The organism is Flavobacterium macrobrachii, assembly GCF_014486675.1.
Lineage (GTDB): Bacteria > Bacteroidota > Bacteroidia > Flavobacteriales > Flavobacteriaceae > Flavobacterium > Flavobacterium macrobrachii.
Map to the genome: position 1 here is coordinate 37,885 of NZ_JACTAC010000001.1, position 21,488 is coordinate 59,372.

Consider the following 21,488-nt stretch of genomic DNA (forward strand, 5'->3'; position numbering starts at 1 on the left):
TTGTTTTTTGTGTAAAATCAATCCAATCCTAAATCCAAAACAAAGTTCAATTTTACGGCGATATTATCTTCTAAACGCCTAAGCTGATTTGGACCATAGCGGTAAAAACCAGAAAGGCCAAAACCTTTGAAGATTTTATTCAATTCAATGCCCGATTCGAAGAAACCTTGTTCAAGCGTTTTGTATTCGATTCCTAAATGGCGCTGACTGTTTTCAAGATTTCCCCAAGCCATTCGGGTAACCATAACGAGTTGAGGTTTTACTTTTTTGAAAATTTCAATGCGTTTAAAGCCGTGTTTTAATTGTAACATAGCAAATTCACTAGAGAAAAATTCGTTAAAAAACATGGTTTCAAAACTGTTTTTACCAGCAATAGTAATACGCTGCAATAAATTATCTTTGGTTAAATTATTCGGAGAAGTATTGTATAAATGAGTTAATGGAAGTGCACCAAAAGCATAACCAAATTGTGCCAAAACAGTCGATTTTTGTCCGTTGAGGTATTTTTTTTCATAGTCAATTCTGAAGTCAATTTTACCAAAATCGAAATCATTTTCTAGAATATTAGGTAATGATTTAGTAAACTGAAAAGTAAATTTTGGAAAGCGTTTTTCAATTTCGAGTTTTCCATTTGGCGTTTGCATATAATCGCTAAACGGATTCCATTGCAAAGAAACCATCGCCGAAGTAATGTTGAAATTATCGAAAACTTTTCCGTTGTAATCAAATTGATAACCAAACAAAGGTGTAATTTCACTATGACTTAACTGCCAAATACTTTCGGTTTTGGGAATTATTTTAGTTTCGATAAATCCGCGCCAAGTTTTGTGATTGTAAAACGTACTAATATTGATAGGTCGCGGATCATACAATTTAAAAACGCGTTTGTCGATAGCAAAATTGGTACTTGCAATCTCTCGAATATCATCAGTGTAAGAAGCACCAATCCAAGTGTTGGAAAAATTACCAATTCGGGCAGCAAAACCCAAATGATATTTTACAGTTTCATCCTTTAAACCATAAGCAGTGTATGCGTCAATCTTATATTTTTTTGAAAATTGCTCGTTGGTAACGCCGCCAATTCCAAATCTAAATCCTTCGAAATTATTGAAACTTAATAGATATCTTAAATCAAAGTCGAAAAAGCCAAAAGGTAAATATCCATTGATAATTTTTCGACCAAAACGAATTTTTTTCTCCAATTGATTTGCTGTAGCAATGCTGTCGAGAACAACATAAGTATTACTACTTCGTAAATCGAGCTTTCCGTTTCTGTTTTGTTGCCAAAAACTTTCGTTTTTATGAATCGAATCTTCTTTTACATCAACAGCAATAAATGATTTTTTGATTTTTACAGTCGTATTGAATTGTACATTGTAGGTTTCGGTTTCGGATGCTAAATAGGTGAAATCCGAACTTTCTTTGGTATTTTGATTTCCGTCATTAGTGTCGGCTTCAAAAGAAATTCTTCCACCAAGAATAGATGTTGCTTCTTTACTTTTTCCTTTGATGATTTTGAAATTTTTCTTCGTTTGAAACCAAATATCATTTTCGGGATAATAACTAAATTCGTGAATTCCAGTAATGTTCAAAACGCCTCGAACACGCATTACGGCTTTAGCAACTGCAAAATTCTGATTATCAATATAAAGCAATCCTTCAAGGCCTTTTCGTTTCAATTTATTTTTAAAATGAATGACGAATGTTTGCCTATTGTCAATAGAAACGGTATCGTTGATTTTAAACGAATATTCGGCTAGCGAGTTATCAGCAATTGGACTTTTATATTTGGTTTCAAAAAGTTCATAGCGTTCGTCATAGATAGAAAACGATTGCAGTTCAAAGCCAAAATATTCATAAATGGGTTCGTTGAAACCTGCCATTTTTGAGCCAATAACGGTTTCTTTAATCGTTGGTTTTGCAAATTGAAAACGCGATATTTTTTCGGCTAAAAATAAATGCTGTTTGTCAATTATTTTTTTGAATTTATAATCCGATGAATCGATTTTTTGAAACATTTTTCCAAGCGAAGTAGTCACAAAAACGCTATCTATTTTGCCAGAAATAGAGTCGGGATTTGCACTAACTAAAAGTTTGTTGTATGTGCTAAACTGAAAACTGTTTAGTTTTTTTTGTGGATTATTTTTGTCTTTGTTGGCAATGACTTTTTCGATTAATTTATTGGCTTTGTTTTCGTTAGAAACGATAACTTCGTCTAAATTATCTGTTTTTTTTGAGAGAAAAACCGTTTGATAAATATTATTAAAAGTAAAGATTTTTTTTTCGTAACCAAGAAATGAAACAGTAAACGTGGTGAAATTTTCTTTGGAAACAAAATGAAATTTTCCATCCACATCCGAAACTATTTTGGTTCCGTTATCGAGTTCAATGTTAGCAAAAGGAAGTGATTTATTGGTCGAAGCATCTTTGACAATTCCATTTAATGCTGTTTGCGCGTTAAGCATAGCAGAAAATAAAAATAAAAAGCCAAATAAATACTTGTTCATTAAAGATGATTTACGCAAAAGTAGTAATAAAAAAATCCGTCTGGATAATCGAGACGGATTTTAATATTGAATTAACAAGTTACACTTTCATAATCTCGGCTTCTTTGATAACCAAGTGTTCTTCTATTTTTTTGATATAGGCATCAGTTAATTTTTGAACGTCTTCTTCGGCTTTTTTACAAACATCTTCAGAAGTTCCGTCTTTTTCTAATTTTTTGATATCGGTATTGGCATCTTTTCTAGCATTTCGGATACCAATTTTTGCGTCTTCGGCTTCGGCTTTTGCTTGTTTAACCAAGTCGCGTCTTCTTTCTTCGGTTAATGGCGGAACGCTGATTATGATGTTATCGCCATTATTCATTGGGTTAAAACCAAGATTTGCAATCATAATTGCTTTTTCAATTGGGTGCAACATGCTTTTTTCCCAAGGTGTAACGGTTATAGTTCTTGCATCTGGAACATTAACGTTTGCTACTTGCGAAAGTGGCGTTTGTGAACCATAATAGTCAACAAAAACACCTCCAAGCATTTGTGGTGTTGCTTTTCCGGCACGAATGTTTAAAAATTCTTTTTCTAAATGCGCAATCGAACCGTTCATTGATTCTTTTGTACTGTCTAAAATAAATTCAATTTCTTCCATTTTATTTATAGTTTAAAAGTTTATTGGTCTCTAATGTTTATAGGCAAATAACCTCATAAACTTATAACCAGTTAACCTCTATATTTTTACTGTTGTTCCAATGTTTTCTCCATTGCAAATTTTCAACAAATTACCTTTGGTATTCATATCAAAAACTACAATTGGCAATTCGTTTTCTTGACTTAGTGTAAATGCAGTTGTATCCATTACATTCAATCCTTTTTTCAAAACTTCGTCAAAAGTAATGTTTTCGAATTTTATAGCATTGTCATTTTTCTCTGGATCAGAATCGTAAATTCCATCCACACGAGTTCCTTTTAAAATGACATCGGCATGCACTTCAACACCGCGAAGAACTGCAGCAGTATCCGTTGTAAAATATGGATTTCCGGTTCCAGCTCCAAAAATTACAATTCTTCCTTTTTCAAGATGACGAACAGCTCTTCTTTTGATATAAGGTTCAGCAATGGCTTCAATTTTTAAAGCGGTTTGCAAACGAGTTAGCATTCCTTTGTCTTCCAGCGCACCTTGCAAAGCCATTCCGTTGATAACCGTTGCTAACATTCCCATGTAATCGCCTTGAACTCTGTCCATTCCGTTGCTTGCGCCAGCAATTCCTCTAAAAATGTTTCCGCCGCCAATCACAATTGCAATTTCAACGCCTTTGTCATGAATTTCTTTGATTTCATCAGCATATTCAGCAAGACGTTTTGGATCAATTCCATATTGTCTTTCGCCCATTAAAGCTTCGCCACTCAGTTTTAGAAGAATTCTTTTGTATTTCATTCGTTGTGTTTTATTGTTGTTTTTTGTGATGCAAATATAAACATATTCTCTTTTTATGAAGTATTCGTTAAAAATAATGTTTAGTAACAATTATCACAAAATAAAAAAAAATGGTTTACTACCTTTGCTATCACAAACAAACTCCTAAAATGAAAACCATTATTAAACAAAGTTTAGCTAAAAGCTATACATATCAAGACTATAGAAATCAAGTTTCAGCACTTTTAAAAGAAGGAAAATCAACTGGAAACGAACAATCTGCAGATTTAACACATTATAGTGAATTAAACGAAGTTCGAATGAATCGTTTAGATAAAACAATGGTTGTTCCCGAAGAAAATATAAAACGATTACAAGAAATCAATTCCGAAATGATTTGGTTAGTAATTTCCGAAGGTTGGTGTGGAGATGCAGCACAAATTCTTCCTATTATCCATAAAATGGCAGAACAATCAGAAAAAATAGATTTGAAAATTGTGCTTCGAGATGAAAATGAAGAATTGATGAATTTATTTTTAACCAATGGAACCAAATCGATACCTAAATTGATTGTTTTGGATAAAAATACCTTAGAAGTTTTGGGTGATTTTGGACCAAGACCAACAGAAGCAAAGCAATTGATTTTGGATTATAAAGCAACGCATGGTGTTGTAGATGAAACAGCAAAAACCGAACTTCAAAAATGGTATTTACACGATAAAGGATTGAGTACACAGAGAGAAATTTTGGAGTTAGTAAAGTAAGGTTTTAGACTATTACTTTTCTAACTTGTTTGATGATTTTTGGAGAACGACTGCCATGAAAAGCTCTTAAAACCTCAATTCTATTTGCTCTAATTCGGTAAATGATTAAATAGGAACCAAGAATAATATTTCTGTAGATTTTAGTTTTTGTTTCTAAATGGCGACATTCAGGATGAAGAAGATATTGGTTTTCAAGATGTTCAACATCAAACAATATTGTTTCAAAAAATGAATCTGCTAGTTTAATTCCAAATGTAGCTTCGCCATATTCGTAAATAGCTTGAATATCGAAATAATACAATTCTGATTTGACTACTTCTTTCTTTCCGATCTCCATTTGTCAAATCGTTCTTTAAATTCTTTAACAGTCATAAAATTACCTTCTTCTGCCTCTTTTATTAAAGAAACAAACTCATCTTGTGACATTGGCTTGCCTGGAGTTGCAAGGTTTTTGGATTTTTTATTAGACGTTTTCATTAATAACGAATTTGAAAGAATAGTAAAAGTAAGAAATAAATGAATTGGAAAAGTAAATTATAACAAAGATTTCTCAAACGCGTCAGGACTAATTCCGTTTTCAACTGAATAATCTCCAATTTTTGTTCGGCGTAAAATGGATAAATAACCACCAGATTGTAACGCCTTTCCAAAGTCAAAAGCCAGCGAACGAATGTATGTTCCTTTGCTGCATTGTACTCTGAAATCTACTTCTGGTAATGCAATTCGGGTAATTTCAAATTCGTAAATAGTGGTTTTCCGTGAAGCTATTTCTACTTCTTCGCCAGCGCGAGCATGTTCGTACAAACGTTTTCCGTCTTTTTTGATGGCAGAAAAAACAGGCGGTTTTTGGTCGATTTCGCCTAGAAATTGTTTTGTTGTTTCAAGAATTAGAGCTTCGGTAATATGTTCGGTTGGAAAAGTTGAATCAACTTCGGTTTCCAAATCATAACTCGGCGTAGTTGCTCCAAGAACGATTGTTCCAGTATATTCTTTGGCTTGCGCCTGTATTTCGGTAATTTTTTTGGTAAATTTTCCGGTGCAAATGATTAATAATCCTGTTGCTAACGGATCCAAAGTTCCAGCATGACCAATTTTAAATTTCTTTGGCAAGTCGTATTTTCGCTTCAAAACATATTTTAATTTGTTCACCGCTTGAAACGATGACCAAGTTAGCGGTTTGTCTATCAGCAAGACTTGACCTTCAAGATAATCTTCGGCTGTCATTAAATTATCGTTAGTTTTTGAACAAAGAAGTGTATTAACAAAACGGCAATTCCAGCCACAATTCGGTAATAACCAAAGAGTTTAAAACCATTTTTAGATAAAAAACCGATGAATGATTTAATTGCAATCATGGCTACAATAAAGCCAACAACATTGCCAATAATCAATAGATTAACTTGTTCGTCAGATAAAACAAATCCGGCTTTGTAATAGTCATAACATTTTTTAACTGTTGCTCCAAGCATCGTTGGAACAGCTAAAAAAAACGAAAATTCGGCAGCAGTTGTTCTTGATAATTTTTGCGACATTCCGCCAACAATACTTGCACCGCTTCGCGAAACACCAGGAATCATTGCTAAACATTGGAACAAACCTATTTTGAAAGCAGTTACATAATTAATTTCTTTAACAACTTCGGTTTCTTCTTTTGGTGTAAACCATTCATCAACTTTTAGTAAAATAACGCCACCAATAATTAGTGAAATGGCTACAGTAATTGGATTTTCAAGCAAACCATCGATAAAATCACTTAATAATAATCCTAAAACGACAGCAGGAATAAATCCAATCAACAGTTTGAAATAGAAATCTATTGTTTGAAAAAAGCGTTTGAAGTATAAAATGACTACCGATAAAATAGTTCCCAATTGAATTACAATCGTAAAAAGTTTGGTAAAATCATCGTGAGCAATTCCAAAAAAAGAGGAAGCAATAATCATGTGTCCAGTTGAAGAAACCGGCAAAAATTCCGTAATTCCTTCAATGATTGCTAAAATAATAGCTTGAATGTAATCCATAGGTATAGTGATTAGTGAAAAGTGGTTAGCGAATAGTCGTTTTGCTAATTACTATTCACTATTTACTAATTACTTTTTCTTAAAAATCGAATAAATTGTAATTCCAAAACCAATTAACACAACCGTTGGTGCCAATCGAATTCTTCTGAAACTAAAAACATCTTCGTTAAAAACTTTTGGATCATCGCTTCCACCGCCAGCCATAAGAATAAATCCTAAAGCGATAACTGCAATACCAATTAAAAGTACGGCATAATTTACTTTTTCAAAAAGAAAATCGGGTTTGTGTTCGTTGTTTTTCATAGTGTCATTGCGAGGAACAAAATTTTTTTCCTCATAATTTAGAATTGTTTAATTATCTGTTCAATATCAATCTTTTTGTCCTTCAATCTTTCTATCATCAAATCCTTCAATCCTTTTTTAATACAAATCATCCGTTCTCAAATTCAAGAAACGTTGCGTAGCAAAATAAGTGCTCAACCATGGAATTAATGCGCCAAGCAATAAAACACAAAGCAAAACAGCACCAATTAAGATTTTATCTTTAAAAATCTCCAAGGTAGGGAAATTTATATCTATATAAATTAAAACGCCAATCAAAGCAATTACTGCCAAAACAGCACCAATCATTCCAAGCATAATACTTCTTTTGATGAATGGTTTTCTGATGAATGATTTTGTAGCGCCAACCAATTGCATCGTTTTGATAATAAATCGATTAGAAAATATAGACAATCGCATCGAACTATTGATTAATAAAACCGAAACAACAGCAAAAATGCCACTAATAATTAAAATCCACATACTGATTTGTTTCACATTATCATTAACCAAAGTCACTAATTGTTGATCGTAAATAACATCAGCAATCATCTCGTTTTTGCGCAAACGGGTTTCAATTTTTTTAAAACTATCATTGGTTACATAATCCGCTTTTACGTGAACATCAAAAGAGTTTTGCAACGGATTTACACCTAAAAACTGCATAAAATCTTCACCAATTACTTTTTTGTGTTGTGCTGCTGCTTTTTCTTTGCTAACATAAACATAGTCTTTTGCAAAACTTGCCAAACGCAATTCTTCGTCAAAAGCTTTGATGATGGAGTCATTAGCTTCACTTTTCATGAAAATAGTCATCACAATGTCTTCCTTGAAATTATCCGAAATTCGTTTGGAATTAATCACAAATAATCCCAAAGTTCCTAGTAAAAAAAGTACTAAAAATACGCTCAATACAACCGAAAAATATGAAGTGATTACTCTGCGTTTTTGAAACTTTTCAAATGATGATGACATACTTAATAATTTAAGCCGTAAAAATAATAAAGAATTTGTTTAATCAAATGTTTATCCTGTTTAAAGTTTTGAAATTACTACTTAAAACGTAAATTTGGCACCGATTAGTATAGACATTAACTCTCGATTAACTCACAAGGTAAAATCGGCCAGTTTATTTAGGTAAATTAGCACAAAAATAATAACGACGAATGAAGTATCATCACGAAAAAGTAGAAGAGAAGTGGCAACAATATTGGGCAAAAAATCAAACGTTTGCAGCATCAAATAACAGCGAAAAACCAAAATATTATGTTTTGGACATGTTTCCGTATCCATCAGGTGCAGGATTACACGTTGGTCATCCGCTAGGTTATATTGCTTCCGATATTGTAGCGCGTTACAAACGTCACAAAGGGTTCAATGTTTTGCATCCGCAAGGTTACGATTCGTTTGGTTTACCTGCAGAACAATATGCCATTCAAACCGGTCAACATCCAGAAAAAACTACTCGTGAAAACATTGCACGTTACCGCGAACAATTAGATAAAATTGGTTTTTCATTCGATTGGAGTAGAGAAGTACGCACGTCAAATCCTGATTATTACAAACATACGCAATGGATTTTTATTCAATTGTTCAATTCGTGGTACAATAATGATTCGGATAAAGCCGAAGATATTTCGACCTTAACTTCCATTTTTGAAAAAGAAGGAAATGCTTCTGTAAATGCGGTTTGCGATGACAATATACAATCGTTTTCTGCTGCTGAATGGAATGCTTTTTCATATGAACAACAACAAAAAATTCTACTACAATATAGATTAACCTATTTGGCTGAAACCGAAGTAAATTGGTGTCCAGCATTAGGAACCGTTTTAGCCAACGACGAAATCGTAAACGGCGTTTCAGAACGTGGCGGTCATCCAGTAATTCGTAAAAAAATGACACAATGGTCGATGCGAATTTCTGCTTATGCCGAAAGATTGTTACAAGGATTAAACGAAATCGATTGGAGCGAAAGCATCAAAGAAAGTCAACGAAACTGGATTGGAAAATCGGTTGGAGCTCATGTAGAATTCAGAATTCAGAATTCAGAATTCAGAATTCCTGTGTTCACAACAAGACCTGATACTATTTTCGGAGTAACCTTCATGACTTTAGCTCCTGAACACGAATTGGTTTCACAAATCACAACGCCTGAACAAAAAGCTGCGGTTGAAGCTTATGTTGAAGCGACTGCAAAACGTTCAGAAAGAGAAAGAATGGCCGATGTAAAAACCATTTCTGGAGTTTTCACAGGTGCGTTTGCCGAACATCCATTTACCAAAGAACCAATTCCGGTTTGGATTGGCGATTACGTTTTGGCTGGTTATGGAACTGGTGCAGTGATGGCGGTTCCGTGTGGTGACGAACGTGATTATGCTTTCGCGAATTTCTTCAAAGGTCATAACGGAATGCCCGAAATTAAAAATATTTTCAATCAAGATATTTCTGAAGCAGCTTATGGTGAAAAAGGCGGTTTCGAATTAGTAAATTCTGATTTCTTAAACGGATTGGATTACAAAGACGGAACGAAAAAAATCATCGAAGAATTAGAGAAAATTGGGCAAGGAAAAGGCAAAACCAATTACCGTTTGCGTGATGCGGTTTTCTCTCGTCAAAGATATTGGGGCGAACCATTTCCTGTGTATTATGTGAACGGATTGCCACAAATGATTGATGCCAAACATTTACCAATCGTTTTGCCAGAAGTAGAAAAATATTTGCCAACCGAAGACGGACAACCGCCATTAGGTAATGCAACCGATTGGGCTTGGGATAGTGTTCAGTGTTCAGTGGTTAGTAATCAGTTAATAGATAACGTGAATATTTTTCCATTGGAATTGAATACAATGCCAGGTTGGGCAGGAAGTTCTTGGTATTGGATGCGTTACATGGATGCACACAATGAAAACGAATTTGCCTCAGCCGACGCACTAAAATATTGGGAAAACGTAGATTTATACATTGGCGGAAGCGAACACGCAACCGGACATTTATTGTATTCTCGTTTTTGGAACAAATTCTTAAAAGATAGAGGTTACGCACCAACAGAAGAACCATTCAAAAAATTGATTAATCAAGGAATGATTTTGGGAATGAGTGCGTTTGTTTATAGATTAAAACTTGAGTTTAGACCTAATTCGAAGAGTGGTTGGTCTTCAAGTATTTATAATGTTTTTGTCTCAAGTGGTTGGATAAAACAAATTGTGAGTAATTATCAATCAATAAAATCAATCAATGAAGAATTATATAATGAGATTGAAGATAAATTCAAAAAAGAGTTTGAACATGTGATATATAAACAATCAACAAGTCCTGAAAAAAGAGTTTCTTTTGATCCTATTCACGTTGATTTATCAGTAATAAATGACATCACAAATGAATTAAACATTGAAGCATTCAAAAACCATCCATTATATTCAGATTATAAAGAAGCTATTTTTATAAAAGAAGAAAATGATAAATACATCGTTGGACGAGAAGTTGAAAAAATGTCTAAATCAAAGTACAACGTTGTCAATCCAGATGATATTTGTAATGATTATGGTGCCGATACGTTGCGTTTGTATGAAATGTTTTTAGGTCCATTGGAGCAAGCAAAACCTTGGAATACTGCTGGAATTACAGGAGTTTCTGGTTTCTTGAAAAAATTGTGGCGTTTGTATTTTGATGATAATGGTTTGATTGTAACCAACGACGAACCAACAGCAGATATGTACAAATCCTTACATAAAACCATCAAAAAAGTGACGGAAGACATCGAGAATTTCTCGTTCAATACATCGGTTTCACAGTTTATGATTTGTGTAAACGAATTGGCGCAATTAAAATGCAGTCATAGAAAAATTTTAGAACCATTAGCCATTTTGGTTTCGCCTTATGCACCGCATATTGCTGAAGAATTATATTTTAGATTACAAGACATAAAGACAGAAGGATTGCAAGATTATAAAGGAATTTCCAACGTAGCTTTCCCAATTTTTGAAGAAAAGTATTTAGTAGAAAGCGAAAAAGAATATCCAGTTTCATTCAATGGAAAAATGCGTTTTACCATCAAATTGCCATTGGATTTAACCAAAGACCAAATCCAAGAAATCGTTATGGCAGACGAAAGAACAGTTGCACAATTGGCTGGAAACTCACCAAAGAACATAATTATCGTTCCAGGTAAAATCATCAATATTGTGGGATAGATTTTTTTCTCTTTTGTCAATAATTGAATAATCCAAATTCCATTCCGGAGTTTGGATTTTTTTTTGTAACAAATTTTATTTTTTACGTATAATCTGTAAACCTTAAATTTATTGATTATGGAAAAAAGAAATGTTGGAAAACTTGTAATTGGATCAGTATTAGTTATGTTTATTATTGTGGTAACACTAATGTTCGGTCTTCCGGTTTATAACGTTTGGCAACAAGAAATGGCAGGTAAAGCCGAAATGGCAAAAGCCGAACAAAATCGTAGAATTTTGGTAGAAGAAGCCAAAGCTAAGCTTGAAGCAGAAAAATTAAATGCACAAGCAGAAATCGAACGCGCAAAAGGTATGGCAGAAGCGATGAAAGTTGAAAACGGAACGTTGAGCGAAACGTATAATCAATATTTATTCATTAGAACATTAGAAAAATTGGCAGACAAAGGTGATTTGCCTCAAATTATCTATTTGCCGTCAAATGGTATGATTCCTGTAATGGATGTTGCTAAAAATAATAAATAAAAGTTAAACTTTTTTTGCGTCTTTGTTCAGTAATTATTTTTGATAAAACAATTTAAAAGCCACATTATGAAAAAAGTTGTACTATCAGTTTTGATGTTGTCATCCGTTGTAGCGTTGGCACAAGAAGAAACCAAAGTTGTCGATTCTGTGAAAACCTCCAAATCTTACAAACTAGAAACTTATATTGGTTTCAATGGAAATGTAAACAACGGATTGAATTTGAATAAAAAACTCAAAAACGCCAACCTCCCAGAACTCGATAGTTTTGTTCCCGAAGTTAATTTTGGTTTAAATCTTTTCATGGAAAAATATTCAGGCGATGTTGAATTCGGATTTTTATTTGCCAAACCAAACGAAGGCAATAACGAAATAAAATATCGAGGTTTCAACACCAGATTGCGCGTACATTATAACGTAGTTAATCAAGAAAAATTTGCTTTTACAACAGGACTTGGATTAGCATTTTTAGGCAACCAGTATGATATTTACAGTAAAGACAATACCATTGATTTAAACGATTTAGAACCCAATAACAACAGCGGACATGTAAGTTTCACTAACCAAATGTTGTATTTTGGACCATCGGCATCGGTGTATTTGTTCAAAAAATCAAGCCTTCAAATGCGTGTAAACCTAGGATATGAATTTGCCTTAACTCGTGGAAGATACCGTTCAGAATTTGGAAGTATTTTGAATAATGTAAACGAATCGGGTAACAACCGATTTGTATTTGGAATTACATTATTGTAGATGACAACATGGCATAAAACAGTTTTGGCGTACTATTTGATTAAAATTAATAAAACTAAAAAGAGTTAAAAAATGATAGGATATTATATTTTACTTGGAGCAATCGCTCTAGTAAGTTGGTTAGTAAGTTCAAAACTGAAAAGCAAATTTGATGAATATTCAAAAATTCATCTTAGAAATGGAATGTCTGGAGCCGAAATTGCATCGCAAATGCTTCAAGACCATGGAATTTATGACGTAAAAGTAATCTCAACACCAGGTCAATTGACAGACCATTACAACCCCATGGACAAAACCGTTAATCTTTCTGAAGCGGTTTATAATCAAAGAAATGCAGCCGCGGCCGCAGTAGCCGCTCACGAAGTTGGTCACGCTGTACAACATGCTACAGCTTATGATATGTTAATGTTGCGCTCACGATTAGTTCCTATTGTTAATGTTTCCTCGATGTTATCCCAATGGTTGATTTTTGGCGGATTAATTCTTGGTGCCGCAGCAGGACTGGGTTTTGGGTTTTATGTTGCTGTTATTGGTTTAATTTTAATGGCAATAGCCACCGCTTTTAGCTTCATTACGCTTCCGGTAGAATATGATGCAAGTAATCGTGCATTGGCATGGTTAAAAAATAAAAACATGGTATCGCAACAAGAATTCGCTGGCGCTGAAGATGCATTGAAATGGGCAGCTCGAACTTATGTCGTAGCCGCAATTGGTGCATTGGCTTCTTTACTCTATTGGGCAATGCAAGTCTTTGGAAGCAGAGATTAAATACAAAATCCGTTACGAAAGTAGCGGATTTTTTTATTTAGAAGCGAATCGTTTGGGCAGTTTCAGGAACAGTAATTCCCGCTTTTCGTTTCAATCTTGCCTAAAAAAAGGCAAGGATTTCCACTTCAATCGGGGCTAAACAGCCAACCATTTACCACCAAAAACCGCAAACTGCGACTGCAAATTGAACACTACAACTGTATCTGTCTTTCAATCTGCTGTTCCAGCGAAATAAACGTTTCCGTTCTCGAAACACCATCAATGGGTTGGATTTTTTTATTGAGCAACTGCATCAAATGTTCGTTGTCTTTGCAAATAATTTTGATAAGAATAGACCAATTTCCAGTAGTATAATGACATTCCAACACTTCAGGAATTTTTTTCAACTCTCGAACCGCATCCGAATTGCTAGAAGCCTTGTCAAGATAGACGCCAATAAACGCCATCGTTTTATAACCCAAAACTTTGTTGTCAATCACCACTTTAGAACCTGCAATTACGCCAGCATCTTCCAGTTTTCGCAACCGTTGATGAATTGCCGCACCAGAAATACCAATTTTATTAGCAATTTGCAGAATAGGTTTTCGAGCATCTTCCATCAAATCACGAAGTATTTCTTTATCGATACCGTCAATTTCTATTTGTAACTGATTTATTTTCATTTTCAATTAATTTGAAAGTAAAAATAAGAGTTTTGTTTTAATTGGTAATTAAAAAAATGAAATTGGTTGTTATTTGATTTAAAACCATTAAGGTATTAAGTTTCATTAAGAAAGTTAACAAAAATAAAAATGGAAAATCTTTTAGCCCTGATTGTAGAGGAAATCATCTTTGTCAAAGTTTTGAACTTTGACAAAGATATTGTAACGGAAAGCAGGAATTACCATCACTGATAAATCCCAAACCTTTCGCTTAAAATAAAAAATTTAATTTCCTAATAATCTATCCGGATTGTAACCAACATAAGGCATTTCGGTTTCTTTGAAAATTACGCCAAACTCTTCAAGTTCTTTGATGATAGGCAAATAAACTTCTTTGTTGATAGGCAATTGAACTCCTGGAGTTTTAATTTTTCCGTTCAAGATTTGGATGGTTGCCATGGCTACAGGCAAACCTACTGTTTTTGCCATGGCAGTATAAGTTTGGTCATCGCCAATGCAAACCATTTTAGAATCGATTTGTTTTTTCTCACCATTGATTTCATAGCCAAACTTGTGATACATAACAATCATGTCTTTGTCTTCGGGTTGTAAACTCCAACTTTGTGAAAGAATGTGTTCAAGGATTTGTGCCGGAGTTGCATTTTTTAGTCCAACAATTTTAGTTGGGTTGAATAAATCGAGTTCTAATAATTTATCCCACATGATGTCGTCTTGCTCAATGCCAAGTTGCAAACGGGTTTTTATTTCGGTTGAATCGGTTGGCGAATAAGGCAAAAAGGAGTTGATGAAATCGCGGTAACTCATGGTTTCGGAGTTTTCCATTGGATATGTATCATCGGTCATTCCGAGTTGTACAAACATGTTCCAAGCTTTGGAATACCCAACACGGCGAATGGTTCCGCGGTATAAAGTTAGGATGTCGTCAAGTCCGTAAACACTTCGGTATTTTAGTGAATCGCGATTGGCATAACCTTCAAATTTTCCATAACCTTCTATTTCGAGAAATTCGGTTCTTCGGAATAATTTGTGATACGGAATGTATTTGTATTTTCCTTCCTGAATGAACTTGGCTGCGCCACCTTGACCGGCTAAAACTACGTTTCTTGGCGCCCAAGTGAATTTGTAATTCCAAAGGTTAGTATCGCTTTCTGGAGCAACTAATCCGCCACAAAACGATTCGAATAAAATCATTTTTCCGCCTTTGGAACGAATTTCGTCAATAACTTTCATTGCACTCATGTGGTCAATTCCAGGATCAAGACCAATTTCGTTCATAAAAACCAAACTGTTTGCTTTTACTTCTTCGTCTAAAGCTTGCATCGCATCAGAAATATAAGAAGCGGTAACCATGTTTTTCTTGAACTTCACGCAATCTTTTGCCACATCAATGTGCATGTGTGCCGGAAGCATCGAAATGACGATGTCTGCCTTTTGAATTTCCGATTGGCGTTGTTCTACGTTATTTATGTCTAAGGCAATTGGTTTTGCGTTTGGATGATTGTTGGTTTTGCGTTGTGCTAATTCCAAAGACAAATCACCAATGGTTATGTGTAGATTTTCCTGAGTAGATTTTTCAAGAAGGTATTTTATAAGCGATGATGCAGAACGACCTGCACCGATAATCAATATGTTTCTCATTCGTTTGTTTGTTGTTGTGGCAAATGTATGAATTTGCACAAATAAAAAACCCATTCAGTACGAATGGGTTTTGAAATTATTCTAAATCGCTTTCTAATTGTTCCAATTCTTCAAGCTCTTTTTTAGCTTCTTGTTTGGTTTCAATTTTTTGTTGTTCAAAGGTTTGGTCAACTTCAACTTCATCTTTTACCAAAATTGTTTTACCTAAAACAAAAGCCGAACACAAAGCTGCAACTGTCAAAAGAATTTTTGGAAACTTTTTTTGATTTTCATTTGATTTTTGCATTAATAATAAACCAAATACTATGGCTAATCCAATGGGTAAAAATGCCAATGTGTCAAATGGTAAAACGCTCAAAGCAATGGCAAATAGCGTAAAGAAAATGGCTAGTCCAATTAATAATTTTCTCATAATTATATTCCTGTCGCTGAAGTTAATGCTAATTGTCCGGTTCCAACTGGAATGCTAAATTTCATTAATGCTGGAACTTTTTTTGCATCGGCAGTCAGCCAAATTAGGTTTTTGTCTTTGCCTTTTAAAGCATCTGTTTTTGCTCCGATAGAAATTTTATAACATTCTTTGTTGCCAAGATTTCCAGCTTTCACCGTTTCTTTTCCCATATATTTTAAAGTAACTGGAATTTCTTTTTCGTCAAAAACGATAGTGTAAGATTTGGTTTGTCCAACTTGCATTTTTGAGAAATCAACTAAACGCAATTGGTACAAAATGGAAACCGCATCAATACTTGTTGGTTTTATATTGAATGTTTTGGTTGACTCTGGATATTTTCTTTTTTTAACCGTACTGGTTACTTTGTTGTTTTTGAAAATATATTTTTCCTTTTTGGTATAACCACCTTCATCGATGCTTCGTTTGTAAAGCGATGGTTTTAAGGTTGTAGGATGAACATATGATTCATAAATGTCTCTGATTTTAAAAAACGAATCCCATTTGCTGAAAGTTGAAAGTTCACAGCTTAAGTGTAGATAATTATTTTTTGCGGTTGCAACATTTTCGGTTATCATAGTTACTTGAGCCAATTGCGTCATTAATCCGCTCATATTGTACGAACCAGCAAAAACTAATTTTTCACCAGCTTTTATATTAACGCTTTTTTCTGCTGAAAATGAACACAATAAAAGTAGCGAACAGATGATAAAAAATATTTTTTTCATAAAAATTTAATTGAGGTGCAAATATAAAATTTAGAAAATGTTAAAGTTCAAAAATTAAGCCAAAATTTGTGTTTTCTCGCTTTATAACGAATAAATTTGTGTTTTATTTTATACTATGGAAAGAAAAATTATTGCCACAGCTGCTTTTTTGGGATTAACTGCAATTATTTTAGGTGCATTTGGTGCACATGCTTTAAAGAATTATTTGTCGCCCGAACAGTTAATAAGTTTTGAAACTGGAGTAAAATATCAAATATATCACGCATTGTTTTTACTTTTCTTAGGATTAAGTGGCGTTTTGTTGATGGATAAAACCAAAAAGCTCCTGTATTGGTTAGTCGTTTTAGGAGTAATTTTATTCTCAGGTTCGATATATTTATTGACAACAAAGAATGTTACAGGAATAGATTTCAAATTTTTAGGACCAATAACACCAATCGGTGGAATGCTATTAATCACGGCTTGGATTGTTTTGTTTGTTAAAGTTTTAAACAAAAAATCATAAATTTTTGCAGAACTACAACGTTGTAATTAAATATTTTTACCTTTGCAGTCAATTTAACAATTGCAACACAATACAATTTTATGGAGAATACTGTTCAGTTTACGAAATCGATTTCGTTAGAAAAATACGGAATCAATAATGTTCAAGAAATTATATACAATCCATCGTTTGAATTTTTATATAACGAAGAGTTAAGTCCAAGTCTAGAAGGTTACGAAAAAGGACAACTATCAGAACTTGGAGCTGTAAACGTAATGACTGGAGAATTTACTGGTCGTTCGCCAAAAGACAAATACATCGTTAAAGATAGCGTTACAGAAAACACAATTTGGTGGAATTCTGAAAAGGCAGTAAACGACAACAAACCGATTTCTCAAACCACTTGGAATGCACTGAAAGAAACAACGGTTAATCAACTTTCTGGAAAAAGACTATTTGTTGTTGATGCTTTTTGTGGTGCAAACGAAAATACTCGGTTGAAAGTACGTTTTATAATGGAAGTAGCGTGGCAAGCTCATTTCGTAAAAAATATGTTCATTCGTCCAACTGATGCTCAACTTGAAAATTTTGGCGAACCAGACTTTATTGTAATGAACGGTTCAAAAACAAGTTTCAAAGATTTTGCTGCTCACGGATTAAATTCTGAAGTGTATATCGCTTTCAATTTAACGGAGAAAATTCAAATTATTGGCGGAACTTGGTATGGTGGCGAAATGAAAAAAGGAATGTTTGCGATGATGAATTATTACTTGCCGTTGCAAGGAATTGCATCAATGCACTGTTCCGCAAACAAAGGAAAAGACGGCGATGTTGCGGTTTTCTTTGGATTGTCTGGAACAGGAAAAACAACACTTTCTACCGATCCAAAGCGCGAATTAATTGGTGATGACGAACACGGTTGGGACAACGATGGTGTTTTCAATTTTGAAGGCGGATGTTATGCAAAAACCATTGATTTAAGTGCAGAAAACGAACCCGATATTTTTGGTGCCATCAAAAAAGACGCATTATTAGAAAATGTAACCGTTGATGCCAACGGAAAAATAGATTTCAAAGACGGTTCGGTTACTCAAAACACAAGAGTTTCATACCCAATAAATCACATTCAAAATATTGTAAAACCCGTTTCTAAAGCTGGTCATGCAACAAAAGTTATCTTTTTAACAGCCGATGCATTTGGAGTAATGCCACCAGTTTCTAAACTTACACCAGAACAAACAAAATACTATTTCCTTTCAGGTTTTACAGCAAAATTAGCTGGAACAGAACGTGGAGTTACACAACCTGAACCAACATTTTCAGCATGTTTTGGAAAGGCATTTTTAACATTACATCCAACAAAATATGGTGAAGAGTTGGTTAAAAAAATGGAGCAACACAACGCAACTGCTTACATGGTAAACACAGGTTGGAACGGAACAGGAAAACGCATTTCGATAAAAGACACACGAGCAATTATCGATGCCATTCTTGACGGTTCGATAGAAAAAGCTGAAACGAAAGTTATTCCGGTTTTCAATTTTGAAGTTCCAATAGCTTTGCACGATGTAAATGCTACAATTTTAGATCCAAGAAATACCTATGCCGATGCTTCCGAATGGACAACAAAAGCACAAGATTTAGCAGGAAGATTTATTAAAAATTTTGTGCAATATACCGATAATTCCGAAGGGCAGAATTTAGTAAAAGCTGGTCCGCAATTATAAAACAACAAACAAACTAAACCAAACTTAGAAAAGCTCAATCTCGTTGTAAAAAACAAGATTGGGTTTTTTTATTAGAAGCGAAACGATTGGGAATTTTTACTTTCCGTTTTCCTGCTTTGCGTTTCAATCTTTTTAAATTGCCGGGTTTAAACCCGTGGCAATTTAAAAAGGATTTTCACTTCAATCAGGGCTAATTAGTCATTGTCTTTTGTAAAACAAACACTTCAAATAATACTAAATAAAAAATTCCAAACTCATTAGAATTTGGAATTTCAGTGTTTGGATTTTTTAAATCTATTTTCCTTTATTAGCTTCGGCAACATATTTTTCCAAAGCCATCGTCATCGAAGGTGTTTCTGGAGTTGGAGCAAGAATATCTATTCGTAAACCATGTTCCAATGCTTCTTTTTGAGTAGTACTTCCAAAAACAGCAATTCGAGTATTGTTCTGTTTAAAATCAGGGAAGTTTTTAAACAACGACTTAATTCCTGTTGGGCTAAAAAACGCCAAAATATCATAATAAACATCAGCCAAATCAGATAAATCACTCATTACCGTTTTATAAAAAGTGGCTGGTGTCCAATTTAATTTTAGTGCATTTAACGTTTGTGGAATATCAAAATTCAATTGATCAGAAGCAGGCAATAAAAACTTCTCGTCTTTGTATTTTTTAAATAACGTAGTCATATCAGCAAAATCTTTTTGACCAACATATATTTTACGTTTTCTATAGACAACATACTTTTGCAAGTAAAAAGCAATAGCTTCAGATTGGCAAAAATATTTTAAATCTTCAGGAACTTTATAACGCATTTCTTCAGCTACTCTAAAAAAATGATCAACAGAGTTTCGGCTGGTTAAAATAATCGCACTAAAATTGTTGAGGTCTATTTTTTGAGCCCTAATGTCTTTCGCACTTACTCCTTCTACATGAATAAACGAGCGGAAATCAACCTTTACCTTATGTTTTTGTTGTAATTCAAAATAAGGTGAATTTTCTACTTTTGGTTCTGGCTGAGACACCAAAATTGTTTTCACTTTTAAATTTGACATTGTTTTGAGCTAAATTTTTGTAATCAAATAATATATGAAATAATACGGTGCTATTTCAAGTGCGCAAAGATACAAAATAAAATAAAACAAGTTACCGATTACTAAATTTTGATAAATTCTCAAAGAAACTAAATAAGTAAGTAGGTTTATTATTAAAATCGCACCAATAACACAATAAATCAATAAATATGATGAATTATTGTAAAAAAGATAAATATTTACAGGAAGCAATACTATTGCTATAAATGTTCGATAACTAACTTTTTGCAAATTAAACTGCTCTATAAACTCTTCAATGTTAAAAGTAGTGGCAATAATTTTTTCGATTAAAAACTTAGAAAGTACAAAAACACCAAAGAAAACAAATATGCGTATAAAATTTATCCAATCATATTTAGAACTAATCCCAAAATAATCGAGCGCAATTTGAATAAAAAATGAAAACGAAATAGCTTGTACAATAAATAAAAGCACTGTAAAACCACTCATTAAATTAGAACTGTCTTTGTAAACTTTAATGTATTTGTCCGTAACCAAAATTCGCATGAAATCATTAAAACGAGTTTCAAAAGCCGTTTTAGTGATAGCAATTAAAGCAAAGGAAAGTATAAACAAACACGTTGCCCAATCTTTGGGTTCAATAACTCTTGGGTTTAAAATGGTTTCTATCATCGCTACAAAATTACGATTTTTTTATTTTCTAAATTATTATAAAATTATTAAGAAACTACACTGATAAAAACAGTATTTTTGCCCTGAAAAATGTCCTTATAAATGAGTTCAGGTATAGTAATTATTCCAACCTATAACGAAATTGAAAACATCGAAAGCATTGTTCGTGCTGTGTTTTCGCTTGAAAAAATATTTCATATTCTTATTGTTGACGATAATTCTCCCGATGGAACCGCGCAAAAAGTAACTGAACTTCAAAAAGAATTTTCCGAAAAATTATTTCTAGAAGTAAGAAAAAAGAAGTCTGGATTAGGAACAGCTTATGTGCATGGTTTCAAATGGGCTTTGGATAAAAATTACGAATTCATCTTTGAAATGGATGCCGATTTTTCTCACAATCCAAATGATTTAGAACGACTTCATGAAGCTTGTGTAAACGGTGCCGATTTAGCAGTTGGTTCTCGATATGTAACTGGTGTAAATGTGGTAAACTGGCCATTGAGCAGAGTTTTGTTGTCCTATTTTGCTTCGGTTTATGTTCGAATGATAACCGGAATGAAAATAATGGATGCAACTGCTGGTTTTATTTGTTACAAAAAACACGTGTTAGAAACCATCAATTTAGATAAAATAAAATTCATTGGTTACGCGTTTCAAATTGAAATGAAATACCGAGCTTTTGCCAAAAAGTTCAACATTCAAGAAGTTCCAGTCATTTTCACCGACAGAACTAAAGGACAATCCAAAATGAGTGGTGCAATTATTAAAGAAGCCGTTTTTGGCGTTTTGTCATTGCGAATAAAAAAGTTTATTAACCGATTATAA

General features: G+C 33.6%; 23 protein-coding genes. 8 read left to right on the top strand and 15 right to left on the bottom strand.

The window, feature by feature from the left end:
- Positions 1-17: 17 nt before the first annotated feature.
- The 3 genes from IAI56_RS00170 to pyrH all read right to left on the bottom strand — a co-directional run bounded on the left by IAI56_RS00170 (position 18) and on the right by pyrH (position 3,933).
- On the bottom strand, positions 18-2,507 hold the full coding sequence (locus IAI56_RS00170) for a DUF5686 family protein (protein ID WP_187655929.1): 2,490 nt from the start codon (positions 2,505-2,507) through the stop codon (positions 18-20).
- A 79-nt stretch (positions 2,508-2,586) separates the two neighbouring features.
- Positions 2,587-3,147, bottom strand: coding sequence for a ribosome recycling factor (gene frr, locus IAI56_RS00175; RefSeq protein ID WP_187655931.1), 561 nt, complete (start codon positions 3,145-3,147; stop codon positions 2,587-2,589).
- Between the two features lie 78 nt (positions 3,148-3,225).
- Positions 3,226-3,933, bottom strand: coding sequence for a UMP kinase (gene pyrH, locus IAI56_RS00180; protein ID WP_187655932.1), 708 nt, complete (start codon positions 3,931-3,933; stop codon positions 3,226-3,228).
- Positions 3,934-4,082: 149 nt separating this feature from the next.
- Here pyrH and IAI56_RS00185 point away from each other — a divergent pair, with 149 nt between their 5' ends.
- Positions 4,083-4,676 carry a thioredoxin family protein gene (locus IAI56_RS00185; RefSeq protein ID WP_187655934.1) on the top strand — a complete coding sequence of 198 codons (594 nt, stop codon included), beginning with the start codon at positions 4,083-4,085 and terminating at the stop codon, positions 4,674-4,676.
- A gap of 4 nt (positions 4,677-4,680) precedes the next feature.
- Here the strand turns inward: IAI56_RS00185 and IAI56_RS00190 are convergent, their stop codons facing one another.
- The 6 genes from IAI56_RS00190 to IAI56_RS00215 form a co-directional block, all read right to left on the bottom strand.
- Positions 4,681-5,013 (bottom strand): type II toxin-antitoxin system RelE/ParE family toxin, encoded by a 333-nt coding sequence (locus IAI56_RS00190; RefSeq protein ID WP_187655935.1) that lies wholly within the window; start codon positions 5,011-5,013, stop codon positions 4,681-4,683.
- Positions 4,989-5,153 (bottom strand): hypothetical protein, encoded by a 165-nt coding sequence (locus IAI56_RS00195; protein WP_187655937.1) that lies wholly within the window; start codon positions 5,151-5,153, stop codon positions 4,989-4,991. The genes IAI56_RS00190 and IAI56_RS00195 overlap by 25 nt, the downstream gene beginning before the upstream one ends.
- Before the next feature lie 57 nt (positions 5,154-5,210).
- A complete protein-coding gene (gene truB / locus IAI56_RS00200; protein ID WP_187655938.1) occupies positions 5,211-5,900 on the bottom strand; it encodes a tRNA pseudouridine(55) synthase TruB in 690 nt (229 codons plus the stop codon).
- On the bottom strand, positions 5,900-6,697 hold the full coding sequence (locus IAI56_RS00205) for an undecaprenyl-diphosphate phosphatase (RefSeq protein WP_187655940.1): 798 nt from the start codon (positions 6,695-6,697) through the stop codon (positions 5,900-5,902). Before IAI56_RS00205 ends, truB begins: the two co-directional genes overlap by 1 nt.
- Positions 6,698-6,766: 69 nt before the next feature.
- On the bottom strand, positions 6,767-7,000 hold the full coding sequence (locus IAI56_RS00210) for a DUF3098 domain-containing protein (protein ID WP_187655942.1): 234 nt from the start codon (positions 6,998-7,000) through the stop codon (positions 6,767-6,769).
- 117 nt (positions 7,001-7,117) lie between these two features.
- Positions 7,118-7,993, bottom strand: a complete 876-nt coding sequence (locus IAI56_RS00215) for a cell division protein FtsX (RefSeq protein ID WP_187655944.1) — start codon at positions 7,991-7,993, stop codon at positions 7,118-7,120.
- Between the two features lie 191 nt (positions 7,994-8,184).
- Between IAI56_RS00215 and IAI56_RS00220 the strand changes: the two genes are divergently transcribed.
- The 4 genes from IAI56_RS00220 (at position 8,185) to IAI56_RS00235 (ending at position 13,251) form a co-directional block, all read left to right on the top strand.
- Complete coding sequence (locus IAI56_RS00220) at positions 8,185-11,211, top strand: leucine--tRNA ligase (RefSeq protein ID WP_187655946.1); 3,027 nt, start codon at positions 8,185-8,187, stop codon at positions 11,209-11,211.
- 117 nt (positions 11,212-11,328) lie between these two features.
- The gene (locus IAI56_RS00225; protein ID WP_187655947.1) at positions 11,329-11,733 is read left to right on the top strand and encodes a hypothetical protein; all 405 of its coding nucleotides are present in this window, start codon (positions 11,329-11,331) and stop codon (positions 11,731-11,733) included.
- 66 nt (positions 11,734-11,799) lie between these two features.
- A complete protein-coding gene (locus tag IAI56_RS00230) occupies positions 11,800-12,483 on the top strand; it encodes a hypothetical protein (protein WP_187655949.1) in 684 nt (227 codons plus the stop codon).
- A gap of 72 nt (positions 12,484-12,555) precedes the next feature.
- Positions 12,556-13,251, top strand: a complete 696-nt coding sequence (locus IAI56_RS00235) for a zinc metallopeptidase (RefSeq protein ID WP_187655950.1) — start codon at positions 12,556-12,558, stop codon at positions 13,249-13,251.
- A 191-nt stretch (positions 13,252-13,442) separates the two neighbouring features.
- Here the strand turns inward: IAI56_RS00235 and IAI56_RS00240 are convergent, their stop codons facing one another.
- The 4 genes from IAI56_RS00240 to IAI56_RS00255 form a co-directional block, all read right to left on the bottom strand.
- The gene (locus IAI56_RS00240) at positions 13,443-13,913 is read right to left on the bottom strand and encodes an Lrp/AsnC family transcriptional regulator (RefSeq protein WP_187655952.1); all 471 of its coding nucleotides are present in this window, start codon (positions 13,911-13,913) and stop codon (positions 13,443-13,445) included.
- Positions 13,914-14,177: 264 nt separating this feature from the next.
- Positions 14,178-15,551 carry a saccharopine dehydrogenase family protein gene (locus tag IAI56_RS00245; RefSeq protein WP_187655953.1) on the bottom strand — a complete coding sequence of 458 codons (1,374 nt, stop codon included), beginning with the start codon at positions 15,549-15,551 and terminating at the stop codon, positions 14,178-14,180.
- 76 nt (positions 15,552-15,627) lie between these two features.
- The gene (locus IAI56_RS00250) at positions 15,628-15,963 is read right to left on the bottom strand and encodes a hypothetical protein (RefSeq protein WP_187655955.1); all 336 of its coding nucleotides are present in this window, start codon (positions 15,961-15,963) and stop codon (positions 15,628-15,630) included.
- Between the two features lie 2 nt (positions 15,964-15,965).
- Positions 15,966-16,727 (bottom strand): DUF3108 domain-containing protein, encoded by a 762-nt coding sequence (locus IAI56_RS00255; RefSeq protein ID WP_187655956.1) that lies wholly within the window; start codon positions 16,725-16,727, stop codon positions 15,966-15,968.
- 115 nt (positions 16,728-16,842) lie between these two features.
- Between IAI56_RS00255 and IAI56_RS00260 the strand changes: the two genes are divergently transcribed.
- The gene (locus tag IAI56_RS00260; RefSeq protein WP_187655957.1) at positions 16,843-17,232 is read left to right on the top strand and encodes a DUF423 domain-containing protein; all 390 of its coding nucleotides are present in this window, start codon (positions 16,843-16,845) and stop codon (positions 17,230-17,232) included.
- 80 nt (positions 17,233-17,312) lie between these two features.
- A complete protein-coding gene (pckA, locus tag IAI56_RS00265; RefSeq protein ID WP_187655959.1) occupies positions 17,313-18,938 on the top strand; it encodes a phosphoenolpyruvate carboxykinase (ATP) in 1,626 nt (541 codons plus the stop codon).
- A gap of 294 nt (positions 18,939-19,232) precedes the next feature.
- Here the strand turns inward: pckA and IAI56_RS00270 are convergent, their stop codons facing one another.
- Together IAI56_RS00270 and IAI56_RS00275 are read right to left on the bottom strand one after the other, a co-directional pair.
- Entirely contained in the window at positions 19,233-19,991 is a 759-nt protein-coding gene (locus tag IAI56_RS00270; protein ID WP_187655961.1) for a uroporphyrinogen-III synthase, read from the bottom strand.
- Positions 19,992-20,000: 9 nt separating this feature from the next.
- Positions 20,001-20,663, bottom strand: coding sequence for a DUF4271 domain-containing protein (locus IAI56_RS00275; protein ID WP_187655963.1), 663 nt, complete (start codon positions 20,661-20,663; stop codon positions 20,001-20,003).
- Between the two features lie 102 nt (positions 20,664-20,765).
- On the opposite strand from IAI56_RS00275, the gene IAI56_RS00280 reads away from it, so the two are divergent.
- Entirely contained in the window at positions 20,766-21,488 is a 723-nt protein-coding gene (locus tag IAI56_RS00280) for a polyprenol monophosphomannose synthase (RefSeq protein ID WP_187655965.1), read from the top strand.